Here is a 16,568-nt window from a genome sequence, read left to right on the forward strand (position 1 = left end):
CGGCCTCCGCCTGGCTCCCGACGCTGCTCATGGTGCTACTCCTACGGTAGAGAGACCCTCGGTCTCGGTGATTCCCAGTGCAAGATTCATGGATTGGACGGCAGCTCCCGCCGTGCCCTTGGCCAAGTTGTCGATGGCCGCGATCACGACGAGCAAGCCGGCGTCCGCATCGACCGACACGCTCATCTGCACGGCGTTCGACCCGATGACCGAACCGGTCTGCGGAAGACGACCGGCTGGAAGCACGTGCACGAACGGCTCTGCCGCGTAAGCCTTCTCGTAGACCTCGACGGCCTGCGCCTGCGTGGCGGTGGTGATCGCGGTGCAGGTGGCCAGGATTCCGCGGGGCATCGGTGCGAGAACCGGCGTGAAGGACACCGCAACAGCACTACCGGCGAGCGCCGAGAGGTTCTGCACGATCTCGGGAGTGTGGCGGTGTGCGCCCGCAACCGCGTACGCCCGAACCGAACCCATCACCTCCGAACCGAGAAGATCTGCCTTCGGAGCTCGGCCTGCACCCGAAGTACCGCTGACAGCAACGATATTGACGCGGGGCTCGATGATGCCTGCGGCGACAGCGGGTGCGAGCGCGAGCGACGACACCGTCGGGTAACAACCGGGGACGGCGATGCGAGTGGCACCGACCAATCGCTCACGGCAGCCCGGCAACTCCGGCAAGCCGTACGGCCAACTGCCCGCGTGCGGACTCTTGTAGTACTTCTCCCACGCCGCACCGTCGGTGAGGCGGAAGTCGGCCCCGCAATCGATGATCACCACGGACTCGGGCAGCTGCAGCGCGAGTTCGGCGGACTTGCCGTGCGGGAGCCCCAGGAACACCACGTCGTGACCCGCGAGCTCGTCGACGGTGGTCGGGGCGAGAACGCGGTTTGCGAGTGGCAACAGATGGGGATGGAATTCACCCAGCGTCGCACCGGCATTGCCGCCCGCGGTCAGAGTGCCGATGACCAACGAACCGTCGCGCACTCCCGGGTGCCCGAGCAGCAGTCGAAGAATTTCACCGCCGGCGTACCCACTTGCGCCCGCCACTGCGATGCGCCTCGGCGTGGCCTCCGAAATAGTCATGCGGTTTATTATGCAGCATCATGCAAGCTCATTCATGAACGGGTCCGGTGTGTCAGCGTCCACCCATGGACTTGCGGATCTCGTCGAGCTTCCTCCGGCCGGCGTCCTGCCGTTCGTTCCACTGCTCGTCGAGGTCACGGCCCGCCCTGGACTCTCGGTCCAGTTCCTCCGCGCCGACGGCTGTACCCGATCGCTGTTCGACCTTGTCGCGCACACCGTCCCACGTCGGCACCCCCGAATCGGTGAAGTCACCGATCGGCGCGCGCACCGCACCGGCACCGTATCCGCTACCGATGGGCTGGTCCTCGACCAGCTCCGCATCGATGATCCCCGGTACCGTGCCGCCGAGCGGAGCCCCCGGTGGTGGATCACCGAGCGGCTGGTCGATCCGCGGCTTGGTCACCTGCGGAACGTCGACATCGGGAACCGTCCCGGGTGGTGCGCCGCGATCGGGTCCAGTGGATTCGGGTTCAGCATTGCGCAACTCGGCCGCCAGCGCCGATGCGGCTGCCGCTACCGGGGCCAACCGGGACCGACCTGCCACTGCAGCCAGGATCTCCTCGATCACCTGAAGATCCGTCGCCGCACCGTCTGTTCCGAATTCACTCATGCGCTGCTCCCGTCACCCGTCGTACTCGTGACTCCACGCTACGGACAGACGAGCCCGGGTGTGCACGGATCAACTGCGCAACTGCGCTGGTTCAACTGCACAACTGCGCTGATTCAACTGCGCAACTGCGCTGGTTCAACTGCGCAGCTGCGCGCCGACGGCCTTCGATGCCGCGTCGACCGCCGCATCGCGGGCAGCCGTTGCCTGATCCTCGGTCAAGGTGCCGTCGGCACCTCGGAACCGCAGCGCGAACGCCAGCGACTTGCGACCCTCGCCGACCTGTTCACCCTCGTAGACGTCGAACAGTCGAATCGACTCGAGCAGGTCGCCACCGCCGATCGTGAGCGCGGCTTCCACCGACGCCGCAGGTACGGAAGCGTCGACCACCACTGCCACGTCCTGCAGCACCGCCGGATACGGCGACACCTCTGGGGCAGGGAGCGACTCGACGACGGGAAGAGCGCTCAGGCTCAACTCGACGGCACACGTACGCGGCGGCAGGCCCGCCCGCTCGAGCACGGCCGGATGCAGCTCGCCCGCGTATCCGACGACCTCACCGTCGAGCAGGACCTCCGCGCACCGACCCGGATGCCACGGAAGGTGCTGCGCCGCCCGAAGATCGACGTGCACTCCGGACGCCTCGGCAACCGTACGTACCGCAGCGAACGCATCGGCGGCCTCTGCGGCGCGGCCGGCACGCCACGGACCCGACAACTCACGCTGACCGGTGAGCACCATGCCCACGTGCACCGGCTGCGCCGGCAACGAACCACGAAGCATGGCGATCTGGTCGTCGGTGGGACGACGGTCGACCGGCAACGCGTCCACGGCTGCGGTGGCGTCGTGGCGGAGCACCACCTGGGCAATGCCGAACAGCGAGACGTCTCGCTGACCGCGCGCGATGTTCCGGCTCAGCATCTCGAGCAAACCGGGAAGCACAGTGGTCGCGAGCTCGGGACGGTCGGCCTCGAGTGGATTGAGCACCGAGGTGGTCGCGCGCCGTGGGTCGTCCGCGTCGAGACCCCACGTGTCGAACACGCCCTTGGGCAGGAACACCGGAGGCAACACCTCGACGTAACCGGAGAACGCGAGTGCCTTGCCGACGGCACGCCTGCGCTTCTGTTCGGCAGTGAGGCCGCGACCGCCCGGAGCCGACGGCAGTACCGACGGGATCTGTTCGAGCCCTTCAAGCCGCAGCACCTCTTCCACCAGGTCGGCGCGCTGCACCAGATCCGGTCGCCAGGACGGCGGGGTGACGATGAGCTGGCCGTGCCCGTCGCCGTCGACCGATACCTCGACTCCGCAACCGATCTGCGTCAACCGTCGGGCAGCGGTTCCGTTGGGGTACTGCACTCCGGCGATTCGGTCCGGCAGGTCGAAGTCCATCGTGACCGTGGGATATTCGGCTGCCTCGCCGATATCGGTCAACACGGGCTCGATCCGGCCGCCGGCGATCTCGACCAACAACTGTGCGGCCCGATCGAGTGCTGCGACAGGCAGAGCCGAATCCACGGTCCGCTCGAAACGCTTGCTGGCCTCGCTGGAGAGCTTGTGGCGACGACCGGTGCGGAACACCGCGAGCGGATCGAACGATGCCGCTTCGAGCACGACCTCGGTGGTCGAGTCGTCGACTTCGGTGGACGCACCGCCCATGACACCGGCCAACGAGATCGCTCCCGAGCCGTCGGCGATGACGACGTCCTCGGCATCGAGGGAACGCTCGACACCGTCGAGTGTGGTCAGCTTCTCCCCCGCGTTCGCGCGGCGGACGACCAGATCGCCGTCGAGCTTGGCCGCGTCGAATGCATGCAGCGGCTGGCCGAGTTCGTGGAGCACGTAGTTGGTGACATCGACGGCCGCCGAGATCGGGCGTACGCCTGCCAGCAGCAGTCGACGCTGCATCCACCAGGGCGTCGTCGCCGTCGGATCGATGCCGACGATCTTGCGCAACGCGAATCGCGATGCGCCGGAGTTCGGTTCGACGGTGACCGACCAGGCGTCACCGGTGACCTCGGTGGGGACCGTGCGCGCCGGATCCACGAACGGAAGGTCGAAACTGCAGGCCAGTTCGCGGGCGAGGCCGCGGACCGAGAAGGCGTAGCCGCGATCCGGGGTCACGTTGAGCTCGATGACCGAGTCCAGCAGACCGAGAACGGCTTTGGCGTCGTCGCCCGGGGCAGCCGTGCCCTCGGGCAGCACCAGAATTCCGGAGTGATCCTTACCCAACCCGAGTTCGAGCGTCGAGCAGATCATGCCGTTGGAGTTGCGGCCGTAGGTCTTGCGCGACGCGATGGCGAATCCCCCGGGCAGGACGCTGCCCGGCAGCGCGGCCACGATCAGGTCACCCTCGGCGAAGTTCCTGGCCCCGCACACGATTTCCTGTGGCTCGGCTGCTCCGACGTCCACCAGGCAGAAGCGAATCGGTTTTTTGAACTCGGTCAGCTCCTCGATGGAACTGACCCGACCGACCACGAGTGGCCCGGTCACGTTGTCCAGCGAATCGAGTTCCTCGACCTCGAACCCGACCCGCACGAAACCGGCGTCGAGCTCCTCGGGCGAGACGGCCCAGTCGGGCGTCCCCGCGTGCAGGACCTCGGTCAGCCAGGATTGTGGGACTCGCACGTGTGCTCAGCTCTTTCTTGTATCCGAGAAGAAGTGGGGCGGGTGAAGAACGTCCGTCAGGCCTGAACACCGAAGGGCAAAGTGAACCTGATGTCGCCCTCGACGATGTCGCGCATGTCCGGGATGTCGTTGCGGAACTGGAGCGTCCGCTCGAGACCCATTCCGAACGCGAATCCGGTGTAGACCTCGGGATCGATGCCACTGGCCTGCAACACCTTCGGGTTGACCATTCCGCAGCCACCCCACTCGACCCAACCGGCCCCGCCCTTCTTCTTCGGGAACCACACGTCGACCTCGGCCGACGGCTCGGTGAACGGAAAGTAGTTGGGACGCATGCGTGTACGGGTGTCGTTGCCGAACAACGCCTTCGCGAACGCATCCAGTGTGCCGCGCAGGTGCGCCATGGTCAGGCCCTTGTCGATCGCAAGACCCTCGACCTGATGGAAGACCGGAGTGTGCGTCGTGTCGAGTTCGTCCGTGCGGAACGTCCGTCCCGGGCAGACGACGTAGATCGGAACCTCACGCGAGAGCATCGACCGGACCTGCACCGGGGAGGTATGAGTGCGCAGAACCTGACGCGAACCCTCCGGCGCGATGTGGAACGTGTCCTGCATCGTGCGTGCCGGGTGGTCGGGCAGGAAGTTCAGTGCGTCGAAATTGAAATGTTCGGTCTCGACCTCGGGGCCTTCTTCGACCTCCCAGCCCATTCCGACGAACACGTCGGCAACCTGTTCGGCGATGATCGTGATGGGGTGCCGAGCACCGACGGGAGCTCGGTCGGTCGGCAGTGTCACGTCGATGGTTTCCGCGACCAGGATCGCGGCGTCACGCTCGGCCGACAGCACGGCGCGTCGCTCGTCGAAGGCCTTCTGTACTCGATCACGCGCTGCCTTGACGCGTTTGCCCGCGTCCGCCTTCTGGTCCCCCGGGATCGCACCGAGCGCGCGCTGCGCCAGTGCCAACGGAGCCTTGCCGCCCACGTGATCGATCTTGACCTTGGTCAGAGCATCGAGGTCCGACGCGTCGGCGAACGCCTGCTCGGCCGAGTCCACTGCGGATCCGAGCGCGGACTCCTCGAGAACGGACGGATCTACCGGCTCGGGTCCGCCATCTTTCTTCGCCACGACAGCTGCACTCCTCGAGTAATAGTCGGTGTCTGCTCAGAACAGACAGGTATCGATCCTAGGCGAGACCTGCTCACGGGGTTTCGGAGCGTCGCTGCGCCCTGGCACTCGCGTACAGGCAGATCGCCGCGGCGGTCGCCAGGTTGAGGCTCTCGGCGCGGCCGTGGATAGGGATTCGAATGCGGTGATCGGCGTCGCGCGTCACGGACTCCGAGAGCCCGTGTGCCTCGTTGCCGAACAACCACGCGGTCGGCTGCGTGAGCAGCTCGTCCGCGTCGTCCAAGTCCACTTCGCCATCGGCGGCCGTCGCGACGATGGTCAGACCCGCCCTGCGCAACGCGTCGATTCCGGACTCGATCGATCGCTCCCGAGCGATGGGCAGATGGAACACGCTGCCCGCCGAGGCGCGGACGCATTTGCCGTTGTGGGGATCCACCGAATCGCCCAGCAGAACGACCGAATCCGCTCCTGCCGCGTCAGCGACGCGAATCACAGTCCCGGCATTGCCCGGCTCGGCCGTCTCCACCGGTACGGCCACCAGCCGCGGTGTTCCGGCCAACGCACGGCCGATCGGGACGTCGACCAACTCGGTGACCGCGATGAGACCCTGCGGAGTGACCGTGTCGGACAAGGCTTTCGCAGCACGGTCGGTGATCGGATGAACTCGTGCGCCACCCGCCTCGATGGACATGATGAGGTCATGGTGGCGCTCGAGAGCATCCGCGGTGAAGAACAGCTCACGAACCAACCGGGACCGGGCCGCCTCGGACACCGCGTTGAAGCCTTCGGCCAGAAAGAGCCCGGTCTTCTTGCGTTCCGCGGCTCGAGCGAGCTTGACGGCCGAAACGACCCGCGGAGTTCGCTCGGTCAGCGAATCCACGGGCCGTTTCGGTGTTGAGTCGTCGTACGTCGACTCGCTCAGGCTGCTTCTCCGGCCGGAGCGTTGACATCGGCAGGCAGTGCGGCCTTGGCGATGGCGACCAGGCTTGCGAACGCCGCAGCATCCGACACAGCGAGCTCGGCGAGGATCTTGCGGTCGACCTCGACGCCCGCGGCCTTGAGGCCCTGGACGAAGCGGTTGTACGTGATGTCGTTGGCGCGAGCTGCAGCGTTGATACGCGTGATCCACAGCTTGCGGAAGTCACCCTTGCGCGCGCGGCGGTCCCGGTAAGCATAGGTCAGCGAGTGGAGCTGCTGCTCCTTGGCCTTGGTGTACAGACGTGAGCGCTGTCCGCGGTAGCCCTTGGACGCTTCGAGAATCGAACGGCGCTTCTTCTGGGCGTTGACGGCCCTTTTTACGCGTGCCACTGGTGAATCCTGTCGATCTGGGGGTGTGTGAAACCCCGAATGGTATTGGGATGAAGCCGACCGAAATCAGTCGGCGGCGGGCCGAATCAGATGCCGAGCAGGCGCTTGATCCGCGGCACGTCGGCCTTCTTGACAACGGCGACACCATCGAGGCGACGAGTCACCTTGGTGGGCTTGTGCTCGAGCAGGTGGCGACGGCCGGCCTTCTGGCGCAGGATCTTGCCGCTGCCGGACACCTTGAATCGCTTCTTGGCACCACTGTGGGTCTTCTGCTTGGGCATGAAATCCTCTTCTTCTGTAATAGCTCTTCGGTGTTGCATGGCACAGCCGCACATCGCAACGGAAATTCTGTGCACCGAAGCAGGTGTAGGGCTGTCTTACTGGTAGAGCGCGAGGCTCAGTTGGTCTGCGCCGGAGTAGCCGGAGCTGCTGCGGCCGGTGCCTCGGCAGCCGGGGCTGCGTCGGCGGGCTGTTCCGGCGCGGGGGCCGGTGCGCGCTGGGCGGGCGGAGCCGCTGCGCTCTCCTGCGCCTTGACGCGAGTCTTGGCACCCTTGTGCGGTGCCAACACCATCGTCATGTTGCGGCCGTCCTGCTTGGCCGAGGTCTCCACGAAGCCGAGCTCCGCGACGTCCGCGCCCAGGCGCTGCAGCAGACGGAAGCCGAGTTCGGGACGCGACTGCTCACGACCGCGGAACATGATGGTGACCTTGACCTTCGAGCCGGCTTCGAGGAAGCGAACGACGTTGCGCTTCTTGGTCTCGTAGTCGTGCGCGTCGATCTTGGGGCGGAGCTTCTGTTCCTTGATGACGGTGAGCGTCTGGTTCTTGCGCGATTCGCGCGCCTTCTGCGCAGCCTCGTACTTGAACTTCCCGTAGTCCATGATCTTGCAGACCGGCGGACGTGCGTCGGGAGCTACTTCTACAAGATCGAGGTCGGCTTCGAGAGCCAAGCGGAGTGCATCTTCAACACGCACGATCCCCACCTGTTCACCACCCGGTCCGACAAGCCGGACCTCGGGAACTCGGATGCGATCGTTGATGCGGGTCTCAGTGCTGATGGGGCCTCCTAGGTAGTGCGGTGTGGTGTGTAACCCGACCGCCTGCCACTGGCACAGCCCGTCGCCGTCGATCCTCGACATTCACCGCAGCGATGTGAACCGCTGCAACGAAAAAACCCTGCTCTCGGTGTGATCCGATAGCAGGGCCCGATGTCGACCGGTCGACCCGCACGACAACTGTCGTCGTACAGTCTCCTCACTGGGAGGAAGCACGCAGGAGGCCGATGAGGACTTCCTTCGTGCGACCGGACCGGGAAGTAGCTTGTTGAAGGCTACGTGCCGGTGGGAGTCGGGCTCCACTTGCTGCCTCCGTGCGGTGAACTCCATCGAGGAGCGCACGCCGAAGACGGTCATCGAGTCACACTACCAGCCGATTCGAGAAACCGACAATCGAGCCCGATCGCCCCCGACAGCGTCGGCACCCGATTCTCCCCGCTGCGGGCGGCGTGGGATTCTCGTAGGCATGACCAGCGCCCCCACTCCCGCCGATGGCGATCCCGCGGGTGCCGACCCCGTCGGCACCGAGCCCGAAGTCCGTGAACTCGCCGAAGTCCCCGCGGTCGAGGTCATCAGCCGCGCTGCGGTGATGCTGATGAGTTCCGCAGCCGAGAAGTTGGGACTGTCCGAGCCGGATCCCGCGGAGAGCCCCTACCTCGACCTCGACGAGGCCCGCCGCGTCATCACCGCCTTGGCCGGCCTGGTCACCGCGTCGGTGGAGTACCTCGGCCCCCATGCCGGACCCATCCGCGACGGCCTGCAGGCACTGCAGCGCGCATTCCGGGAAGCGTCGGCCCATCCGGACGAGCCGGGAAAGGGCCCCGGCGAGAAGTACACCGGTCCGGTGCACTGAGCAGAACACCAGCCAAGTCGAGACCGACGCACGAAGCCGCATCCGGTAGTTGACGGATGCGGCTTCGTGCGTTCACGGGGTCCGAATCGGACGGTGCCAGCTGACTGCAGCGCTTATCGGACGGCGGCGACCTTGCGAGGCCTACGCTTCTTCGCAGCCGCCTTCACCGGCGGGGCGACGACCGACTCCCGGGTGAGCGCCTCCTGCAGGAACTTGCCGGTGTAGCTTTCCGAGACCGCCGCCACTGCCTCCGGATCACCCTGCGCCACAACCGTTCCGCCGCCCGAGCCACCTTCGGGGCCCATGTCGATGACCCAGTCCGAGACCTTGATGACGTCGAGATTGTGCTCGATCACGATCACCGTGTTGCCCTTGTCCACCAAGCCGTTCACGACGCCGAGCAGCTTGCGAATGTCCTCGAAGTGCAGGCCGGTGGTCGGTTCGTCGAGAATGTAGACCGTGCGGCCTGTGGACCGCTTCTGCAGTTCCGCTGCCAGCTTGACGCGTTGCGCCTCGCCGCCGGACAACGTCGTTGCCGGTTGGCCGAGTCGGACGTACCCGAGACCGACCTCGACGAGTGTCTTGAGGTAGCGGTGGATCGAGGTGATGGCCTCGAAGAAGTCGGCAGCCTCCTCGATCGGCATGTCCAGGACCTCGGCGATGGTCTTGCCCTTGTAATGGACTTCGAGTGTCTCGCGGTTGTATCGCGCACCCTCACAGATCTCGCACGGAACGTAGACGTCCGGCAGGAAGTTCATCTCGATCTTGAGTGTGCCGTCTCCCGAGCATGCCTCGCACCGGCCGCCCTTGACGTTGAACGAGAACCGACCGGGCTGATAGCCGCGCACCTTGGCCTCGGTGGTCGCCGCGAACAGCGTGCGGATCTTGTCGAACACACCGGTGTACGTGGCCGCGTTCGAGCGCGGTGTGCGTCCGATCGGCGACTGATCCACCCGCACCAGCTTGTCGAGCTGATCCAGGCCGTTGATTCGCGTGTGCCGACCGGGAACCTGACGGGCTCCGTTGAGCTTGTTGGCCATCACCGTCGCGAGAATGTCGTTGACGAGAGTGGACTTACCCGAACCCGACACCCCGGTGACCGAGGTCAGCACACCGAGCGGGAAACTGACGTCGATGCCACGGAGATTGTGCTCGCGGGCACCGACCACGGTGACCTGACGCTTCTTGTCCACGACACGACGGGTGTCGGGCAGCGGAATCTCCATCCGTCCGGACAGGTACGCACCGGTCAGCGATTCCTCGTTGGTCAGCAGGTCCTCGTACGAACCGCTGTGCACGACGCGTCCGCCGTGCTCACCCGCCAACGGACCGATGTCGACGATCCAGTCGGAGGTACGGATGGTGTCCTCGTCGTGCTCGACGACGATGAGGGTGTTTCCGAGGTCGCGCAACCGCGTCAACGTGTCGATGAGCCGACGGTTGTCGCGCTGATGCAGTCCGATCGACGGCTCGTCGAGGACGTACAGAACACCGACGAGCCCCGATCCGATCTGGGTCGCGAGGCGGATACGCTGCGCCTCGCCGCCGGACAGCGAGCCGGCGGTCCTGGCCAGTGACAGGTATTCCAGACCGACGTCCAGCAGGAAGCCGAGGCGCGCCTGCACCTCCTTGAGGACCTGCCCGGCGATTGCTTCCTCGCGGCGACCGAGAGTGAGGCTGTTCAGGAAATTCGCGGTGTCGGCGATCGACAATTCGCACACCTCGGCGATCGACTTAGGGCCGAAGTCGCCCGCCGCGATCGTGACCGACAGGATCTCCGGCCGCAGCCGCGCCCCGTTGCAGGTGGGACACGGCACGTCGCGCATGTAGCCGTCGTAGCGTTCCTTCATCTGCTCGGACTCGGTCTGCTCCAACCGGCGGTGCAGGAACGGCATCACACCCTCGAACTCGGCGTAGTACGACCGCGTGCGGCCGTAGCGATTCTTGTACTTCACGTGCACCTGGTGATCGCTGCCCTCGAGGACTGCGCGCTTGACCTTGGCGGGCAACTTGTTCCACGGCGCGTTCAGGTCGAATCCCATGGCGTCGGCGAGCCCGGAGAGCAGGCGGCCGAAGTACTCCGACGTCTGGCCCATCGACCACGGTGCGATGGCACCGTCGGCGAGGCTGAGATCCCCGTCGGGAACGACCAGCTCAGGATCGACCTCCTTGCGCACGCCGAGTCCGACGCAGTCCGGGCACGCACCGTACGGCGAGTTGAAGGAGAACGACCGCGGTTCGAGATCGTCGATGGACAACGGGTGTCCGTTGGGGCAGGCGAGCTTCTCGGAGAACCGGCGCTCACGGTCCGACGCATTCTCGTCACGGTCGACGAAATCGAGCACCACGATGCCGTCGGCCAGCCGAAGGGCGGTTTCCACCGAGTCGGTCAGACGCTGCTTCGAGCTCGACTTGACGGTGAGGCGGTCGACGACGACCTCGATGTCGTGCTTCTCCTGCTTCTTGAGCACCGGCGGACTCGTGAGCTGATGTACGACGCCGTCGACGCGAACACGCGAGTAGCCCTGAGTGTTCAACGAGTCGAACAGGTCGACGAACTCACCCTTGCGGGTACGAACCACCGGGGCGAGAACCTGGAACTTCAGGCCCTCCTCCATGTCCAGCACCTGATCGACGATCTGCTGCGGAGTCTGCTTGGCGATCTGTTCGTTGCACACCGGGCAGTGAGCCGTTCCTGCACGCGCGTACAACAGCCGGAGGTAGTCGTAGACCTCGGTGATGGTGCCCACGGTCGATCGCGGGTTGCGGTTGGTCGATTTCTGATCGATGGAGACCGCAGGCGAGAGGCCCTCGATGAAATCGACGTCCGGCTTGTCCATCTGGCCGAGGAACTGCCGCGCGTATGCGGACAGCGACTCCACGTAGCGACGCTGTCCTTCGGCGAAGATCGTGTCGAAGGCGAGTGAGGATTTGCCCGATCCGGACAGACCCGTGAACACGATCAGCGCATCCCGCGGCAGGTCGATGTCGACTCCCCGCAGGTTGTGCTCCCGTGCACCTCGCACTATCAGGCGATCCGCCACTGTGTTCCCTTCTTTCCGAACGAGCACGTCAAGCCGAGTTGCTGCGGGGCGCAGCACTGCACGACCTTCGAGTCGCGTGATGACGTGTGATGCCGACGCACCGGTCACACGTCGTGTAACCGTGGACCCCACGTCGAAAACCTGTTGTGGTGAGGGACGAACCTCACGCAGTAGCAATGGTAGATCCAGGCACCGACACACTTTTCCAGCTGCGCGACCCCGACGCCCATCATGCCGTCGACGACGGTAGCGTCCTGGAAATGGACGAGCACCTCATGGTCATCGATGACAACTACACCGGCGTCGTCTCTCAGGGATCGCAGCCGCAGCGGCGAACGATTCCCGGAGCGACGATCACGAAGATGTCGGTCGGCCCCATGGACAACAACACCTACCTTGTCGTCTGTTCCGCAACAGGTCACTCGGTGCTGATCGACGCCGCCAACGAGGCCGACCGAATCTCGTTGCTCATCGACCGGAACGCGCCGACGCTCTCACTCATCGTGACGACTCACCAGCACGCCGACCACTGGCAGGCGCTGGCCGACATCGCCGGCGGTACGGACTCGCCGACCGCAGCGCACGAACTCGATGCCGGCCCCCTGCCGGTGGCTCCCGACCGCCTGCTCGCCGATCGGGACACCGTGTCGGTGGGAGAGCTCACGTTCGATGTGGTGCACCTGACCGGACACACTCCCGGCTCCATCGCACTCGCACTGACCGATGCCGACGGAAAGCGCACCCACCTCTTCACCGGAGATTCTCTCTTTCCCGGTGGCGTCGGCAAGACGGGCAGCCCCGAGGATTTCACCCGTCTGCTCGACGACGTGACAGCGAAGCTGTTCGACCGCTTCGACGACGAGACCGTTGTCTACCCGGGCCACGGAAAGGACACGACGCTCGGTGCCGAGCGCCCTCACCTGGACGAATGGCGCGCCAGGGGTTGGTAACGATCGGCGTGCTTGAGACCGCGAACCACGGGGTATGAATAGTGTGACAAAAGGACGCACAGCGGTAGGTTTTCGGACCGCCGTGCCGTCCATGGTTCCACCGCCGATGACACGAGAAACTACGCAGGAGGCTGTCAATGCTGGTCCGCCGTATCGCCCGTCCGCTGATGTCTACGATTTTCATCGCAGGGGGCGTCGACGCACTCCGTAATCCCACCGGCAAGGCCCAGGCCGCCACCCCGTTGATCGAGCAGGGCAAGGACGTCCTCCCCAACGAGGTCACCGCGAACGTGCCGAACGACCCGGAGACGCTGGTCCGTATCAACGGTGGAATCCAGGTCGCGGGCGGCATTCTGCTGGCCACCGGCAAGGCACCGCGCATCGCCTCGCTGGCTCTCGCCGGAAGTCTCGTACCGACGACGCTCGCCGGACACGCCTTCTGGAACGAGACCGACCCGGAGACCAAGGCTGCGCAGCGTATCCACTTCTTCAAGAACCTGAGCCTGCTCGGCGGACTGCTCATCGCAGCCGTCGACACCGAGGGCAAGCCGTCCGTCGCATGGCGTAGCAAGCGGGCAGCACGCCGAGCGCAGGAGACCGTCGTCTCGGCCCTGCCGGGTCACTCCACCCACGAGACCGGTGAGCGCGTCAAGGAAATCGCAGCCGTCGCCGCGAGCCGCAGCGCCGATCTGGCCGAGGCTGCACAGCCGAAGCTGGCCAAGTTCGCCGACGCCGCCCAGCCCAAGTTGGCCAAGCTCGCCGATATCGCTACCGAGAAGGGCTCGGAGCTGGCCGACGTAGCTCAGCCGGCACTGAACCGCTGGGCTCACGTGGCCGCCGACAAGGGTTCGGTGCTCGCCGAGGAAGCACAGAAGCGTGGATCCAAGCTGGCCGAACTGGCCGCCGACCGCGGCAGCGACCTGGCCGAAGAAGCGCAGAAGCGCGGCTCCAAGCTCGCCGACAAGGCAGCCCATCGCGGGACCGACCTCGCGGAGCTCGCACAGAAGCGTGGCTCCAAGCTCGTCGACGTCGCTGCTGACCGTCGCGGCGAATTGGCCGATGTCGCGCAGAAGCGCGCGTCCAAGCTCGCCGATCTGGCGGCCGAGAAGGGGTCCGTCCTCGCCGACGAGGCGCAGAAGCGCGGAGTCACGTGGGCCGATCTGGCGTCCGATCGCGTCGACACGCTGAGCAAGCGCGCTCGCAAGCGCGCCGAGAAGCAGAGCAAGGAACTCGAGAAGGTGACCGAGCAGGCTCGCGCCAAGCTCGAGAAGCGAGTTGCCAAGGCTCAGAAGAACTTGGACAAGAAGCTGCAGCAGTACGCGAAGTAATTTTTCGCAGACAGCCACACAGCGACGTTCGCGTAGACGGCCCTGCCCCGGAACCAGCGGTTCTGCGGCAGGGCCGTTGTGCGGCGTAGACTGCTCTGGCTGATTTCGAGGCGATATCCTCGCCTCGGCCGAACTCCCGAGGAGACCCTTTGCCGGACGACGGCCACACATCGAGCGACTCCGTGGTGCCGCTCGAAGAAGACTTCGAGCAGGCGCATCTGACGCGGCTGTACACGCAGCTCGACGCGTTACGCGAGTATGCCGCGAACCGACTGCGCGCGGTGCTGTTGGAGACCGGCGGCACCCCGCAGGCCCGCAGCGAACGGGAATCGTTCAACCAGATGTACACCGAGGACATCGCCAAGTACGACGCCGCCGAGAACGGACTGTGCTTCGGGCGCATCGACCTCGATCCCGAGACCCTCGACCCCAAGGTCGACGACCGGCCCGAGCGATACATCGGCCGCGTCGGGATTCTCGACGACAAGAACGACTACGAGACACTGCTGCTCGACTGGCGAGCACCGATGGCCCGGCCGTTCTACCTGGCGACGCCCGCCGCACCCGAAAACGTGTTGCGGCGCAGACACATTCGTACCCGCGGCCGGCGAGTGACATCGATCGCCGACGAATTCCTCGACCTGAACTCCGCCCGATCGTCGAACGATGCGGCCGTGGCAGGCGGCGTCGCGAGCGAAGGCGCGCTGCTCTCGGCGCTCGATGCCGCACGTACCGGTCAGATGAACGACATCGTCGAGACGATCCAGAGCGAGCAGGACGCGATCATCCGATCGCAGCATCGCAGTGTGTTGGTGGTTCAGGGCGGACCGGGCACCGGCAAGACTGCCGTCGCGCTGCACCGTGCCGCCTATCTGCTCTACACCTACCGTCAGCAGCTCGGTAAGAGCGGCGTGCTGATCATCGGACCCAACGCCACGTTCCTCGACTACATCGGTCAGGTGCTGCCGTCACTCGGCGAGACGGGAGTGCTGCTGTCCACGATCGGCGACCTCTACCCGGGAGTCCGTGCGCAACGCGAGGACTCGGCCGTCGCGACCGAGGTCAAGGGCAGACTGTCGATGGTGGAGGTGCTGACGCAAGCGGTTCGCGACCGTCAGGAAGTTCCCGCGCAACCCCGTCGGCTGAAGTTCGACACCTACGACATCACGCTCGATCGCAAGATCGTCACCAGGGCTCGCGGTCGTGCCCGCTCGTCCCGGCGACCGCACAACCTCGCTCGTCCGCTGTTCGTGTCCTCGGTCATCGACCAGTTGGCCAACCAATTGGCAGCGAAACTCGGGCAGAACCTCGTCGACGGGTCCAGCCTGCTCAGCGCCGACGACATCGCGGACATGCGCGACGAGATGCGCGAGGACCAAGACGTCATGGCCGCCGTCGACGAACTGTGGCCGGATCTGTCTCCCCAGCAGGTTCTTCGCGACCTGTTCGCCTCGCCCGAGAAAATCGCCTCGGCCGCGCCTGCACTGGACGAGATGGAGCGCGAAGCCCTCGTCCGCCGAGGCCACGGGTTCTCCTCGGCCGACGCTCCCCTGCTCGACGAACTCGCCGAGCTACTCGGCGTCGACGATGCGGCCGAACGTGAACAGGCACAACGTCAGTGGCGCGGCCAGATCGCCGACGCCCAGGGTGCCCTGGACATCCTGACCGGTTCGGCACCTCAGGATCTCGAGGACGAACTCGATCCGGAGATCCTGATGGCCTACGACCTCATCGATGCCGATCAGCTTGCGCGACGGCAGAATTCGGGTCAACGACTCACGACGGCCGAACGGGCCGCCGGTGACCGAACCTGGACCTACGGGCACGTGATCGTCGACGAAGCGCAGGAACTCTCTGCGATGGCGTGGCGAATGGTCATGCGGCGCATACCGAATCGGTGGATGACACTGGTGGGCGATACGGCGCAGACCGGTGATCCCGCCGGTACCTCCTCGTGGGGTTCGGTTCTCGAACCGTATGTGGCCAAGCGCTGGAAGCGAACCGAGCTGACGGTGAACTACCGAACACCGTCCGAGATCATGGCGGTGGCACACGACGTGTTGGCTGCCATCGATCCCGAGCAGTCCGAGCCGCGGTCCATCCGCAGCACCGGGACACGACCGTGGGCCCAACGGGTGGCACCGGACGATCTGATCACCGCGGTCGAGAAGCGAGTGGCCGAGCACCCTCGCCCAGGCCTGAGTGCAGTGCTGGTTCCCGCAGGCCACGTCGACCGATTCCGCCATCTGGCATCGGAACTGGTCACCGTATCGACGGTCAAGGACGCCAAGGGACTGGAATTCGACTCGGTGCTGATCGTCGAACCCCGTGCCATCGTGGCGGATTCGGTCAAGGGCATGAACGACCTGTACGTGGCGCTGACCCGAGCGACTCAGCGACTCGGCGTCGTGCACGCGGACGCACTACCGGGTGAACTCTCGGCGCTGCAGCCGTTCGAGCCGGAAGCCTAGAGAACCGCACACACCACCGGCCCCCCCCCGGCCGTGGAAGGAGCGGGCCCGGTGTTGTGTCGGGCGGGCAAACCCGGCACGGGTGGCCCCACACCAACTGCCCCGTGGGACTTCGCGCCGG

At 65.7% G+C, this 16,568-nt stretch carries 13 protein-coding genes; 4 read left to right on the forward strand and 9 right to left on the reverse strand.

Features of this window, described 5'->3' with window-relative positions; genetic code table 11:
* Positions 1-27 precede the first annotated feature (27 nt).
* From argC to infC, 8 genes are all read right to left on the reverse strand, one after another.
* Positions 28-1,083, reverse strand: coding sequence for an N-acetyl-gamma-glutamyl-phosphate reductase (gene argC, locus R4P47_RS06445; protein ID WP_317784305.1), 1,056 nt, complete (start codon positions 1,081-1,083; stop codon positions 28-30).
* Between the two features lie 52 nt (positions 1,084-1,135).
* Positions 1,136-1,693 (reverse strand): hypothetical protein, encoded by a 558-nt coding sequence (locus tag R4P47_RS06450; protein WP_317784306.1) that lies wholly within the window; start codon positions 1,691-1,693, stop codon positions 1,136-1,138.
* A 135-nt stretch (positions 1,694-1,828) separates the two neighbouring features.
* A complete protein-coding gene (pheT, locus tag R4P47_RS06455) occupies positions 1,829-4,315 on the reverse strand; it encodes a phenylalanine--tRNA ligase subunit beta (RefSeq protein WP_317784307.1) in 2,487 nt (828 codons plus the stop codon).
* A gap of 56 nt (positions 4,316-4,371) precedes the next feature.
* Positions 4,372-5,439 (reverse strand): phenylalanine--tRNA ligase subunit alpha, encoded by a 1,068-nt coding sequence (pheS, locus tag R4P47_RS06460; protein ID WP_068283211.1) that lies wholly within the window; start codon positions 5,437-5,439, stop codon positions 4,372-4,374.
* Positions 5,440-5,512: 73 nt separating this feature from the next.
* Positions 5,513-6,319, reverse strand: a complete 807-nt coding sequence (locus tag R4P47_RS06465; RefSeq protein WP_317784308.1) for a TrmH family RNA methyltransferase — start codon at positions 6,317-6,319, stop codon at positions 5,513-5,515.
* Between the two features lie 38 nt (positions 6,320-6,357).
* A complete protein-coding gene (rplT, locus tag R4P47_RS06470; RefSeq protein WP_032378959.1) occupies positions 6,358-6,747 on the reverse strand; it encodes a 50S ribosomal protein L20 in 390 nt (129 codons plus the stop codon).
* An 86-nt stretch (positions 6,748-6,833) separates the two neighbouring features.
* Entirely contained in the window at positions 6,834-7,028 is a 195-nt protein-coding gene (rpmI, locus tag R4P47_RS06475) for a 50S ribosomal protein L35 (protein WP_008715923.1), read from the reverse strand.
* A 116-nt stretch (positions 7,029-7,144) separates the two neighbouring features.
* Positions 7,145-7,885, reverse strand: a complete 741-nt coding sequence (infC, locus tag R4P47_RS06480; RefSeq protein WP_045199680.1) for a translation initiation factor IF-3 — start codon at positions 7,883-7,885, stop codon at positions 7,145-7,147.
* A gap of 382 nt (positions 7,886-8,267) precedes the next feature.
* Between infC and R4P47_RS06485 the strand changes: the two genes are divergently transcribed.
* Positions 8,268-8,654, forward strand: coding sequence for a DUF1844 domain-containing protein (locus tag R4P47_RS06485; protein ID WP_068050975.1), 387 nt, complete (start codon positions 8,268-8,270; stop codon positions 8,652-8,654).
* A gap of 113 nt (positions 8,655-8,767) precedes the next feature.
* Here the strand turns inward: R4P47_RS06485 and uvrA are convergent, their stop codons facing one another.
* The gene (uvrA, locus tag R4P47_RS06490; protein ID WP_317784309.1) at positions 8,768-11,698 is read right to left on the reverse strand and encodes an excinuclease ABC subunit UvrA; all 2,931 of its coding nucleotides are present in this window, start codon (positions 11,696-11,698) and stop codon (positions 8,768-8,770) included.
* A 260-nt stretch (positions 11,699-11,958) separates the two neighbouring features.
* Here uvrA and R4P47_RS06495 point away from each other — a divergent pair, with 260 nt between their 5' ends.
* The 3 genes from R4P47_RS06495 to R4P47_RS06505 all read left to right on the forward strand — a co-directional run bounded on the left by R4P47_RS06495 (position 11,959) and on the right by R4P47_RS06505 (position 16,447).
* On the forward strand, positions 11,959-12,648 hold the full coding sequence (locus tag R4P47_RS06495; RefSeq protein WP_317784484.1) for an MBL fold metallo-hydrolase: 690 nt from the start codon (positions 11,959-11,961) through the stop codon (positions 12,646-12,648).
* 137 nt (positions 12,649-12,785) lie between these two features.
* On the forward strand, positions 12,786-13,976 hold the full coding sequence (locus R4P47_RS06500) for a DoxX family protein (protein WP_269593966.1): 1,191 nt from the start codon (positions 12,786-12,788) through the stop codon (positions 13,974-13,976).
* Between the two features lie 149 nt (positions 13,977-14,125).
* Positions 14,126-16,447 carry a HelD family protein gene (locus R4P47_RS06505; RefSeq protein WP_317784310.1) on the forward strand — a complete coding sequence of 774 codons (2,322 nt, stop codon included), beginning with the start codon at positions 14,126-14,128 and terminating at the stop codon, positions 16,445-16,447.
* Positions 16,448-16,568: the final 121 nt, after the last annotated feature.

This window comes from Rhodococcus sp. IEGM 1370 (assembly GCF_033142325.1).
GTDB lineage: Bacteria > Actinomycetota > Actinomycetes > Mycobacteriales > Mycobacteriaceae > Rhodococcoides.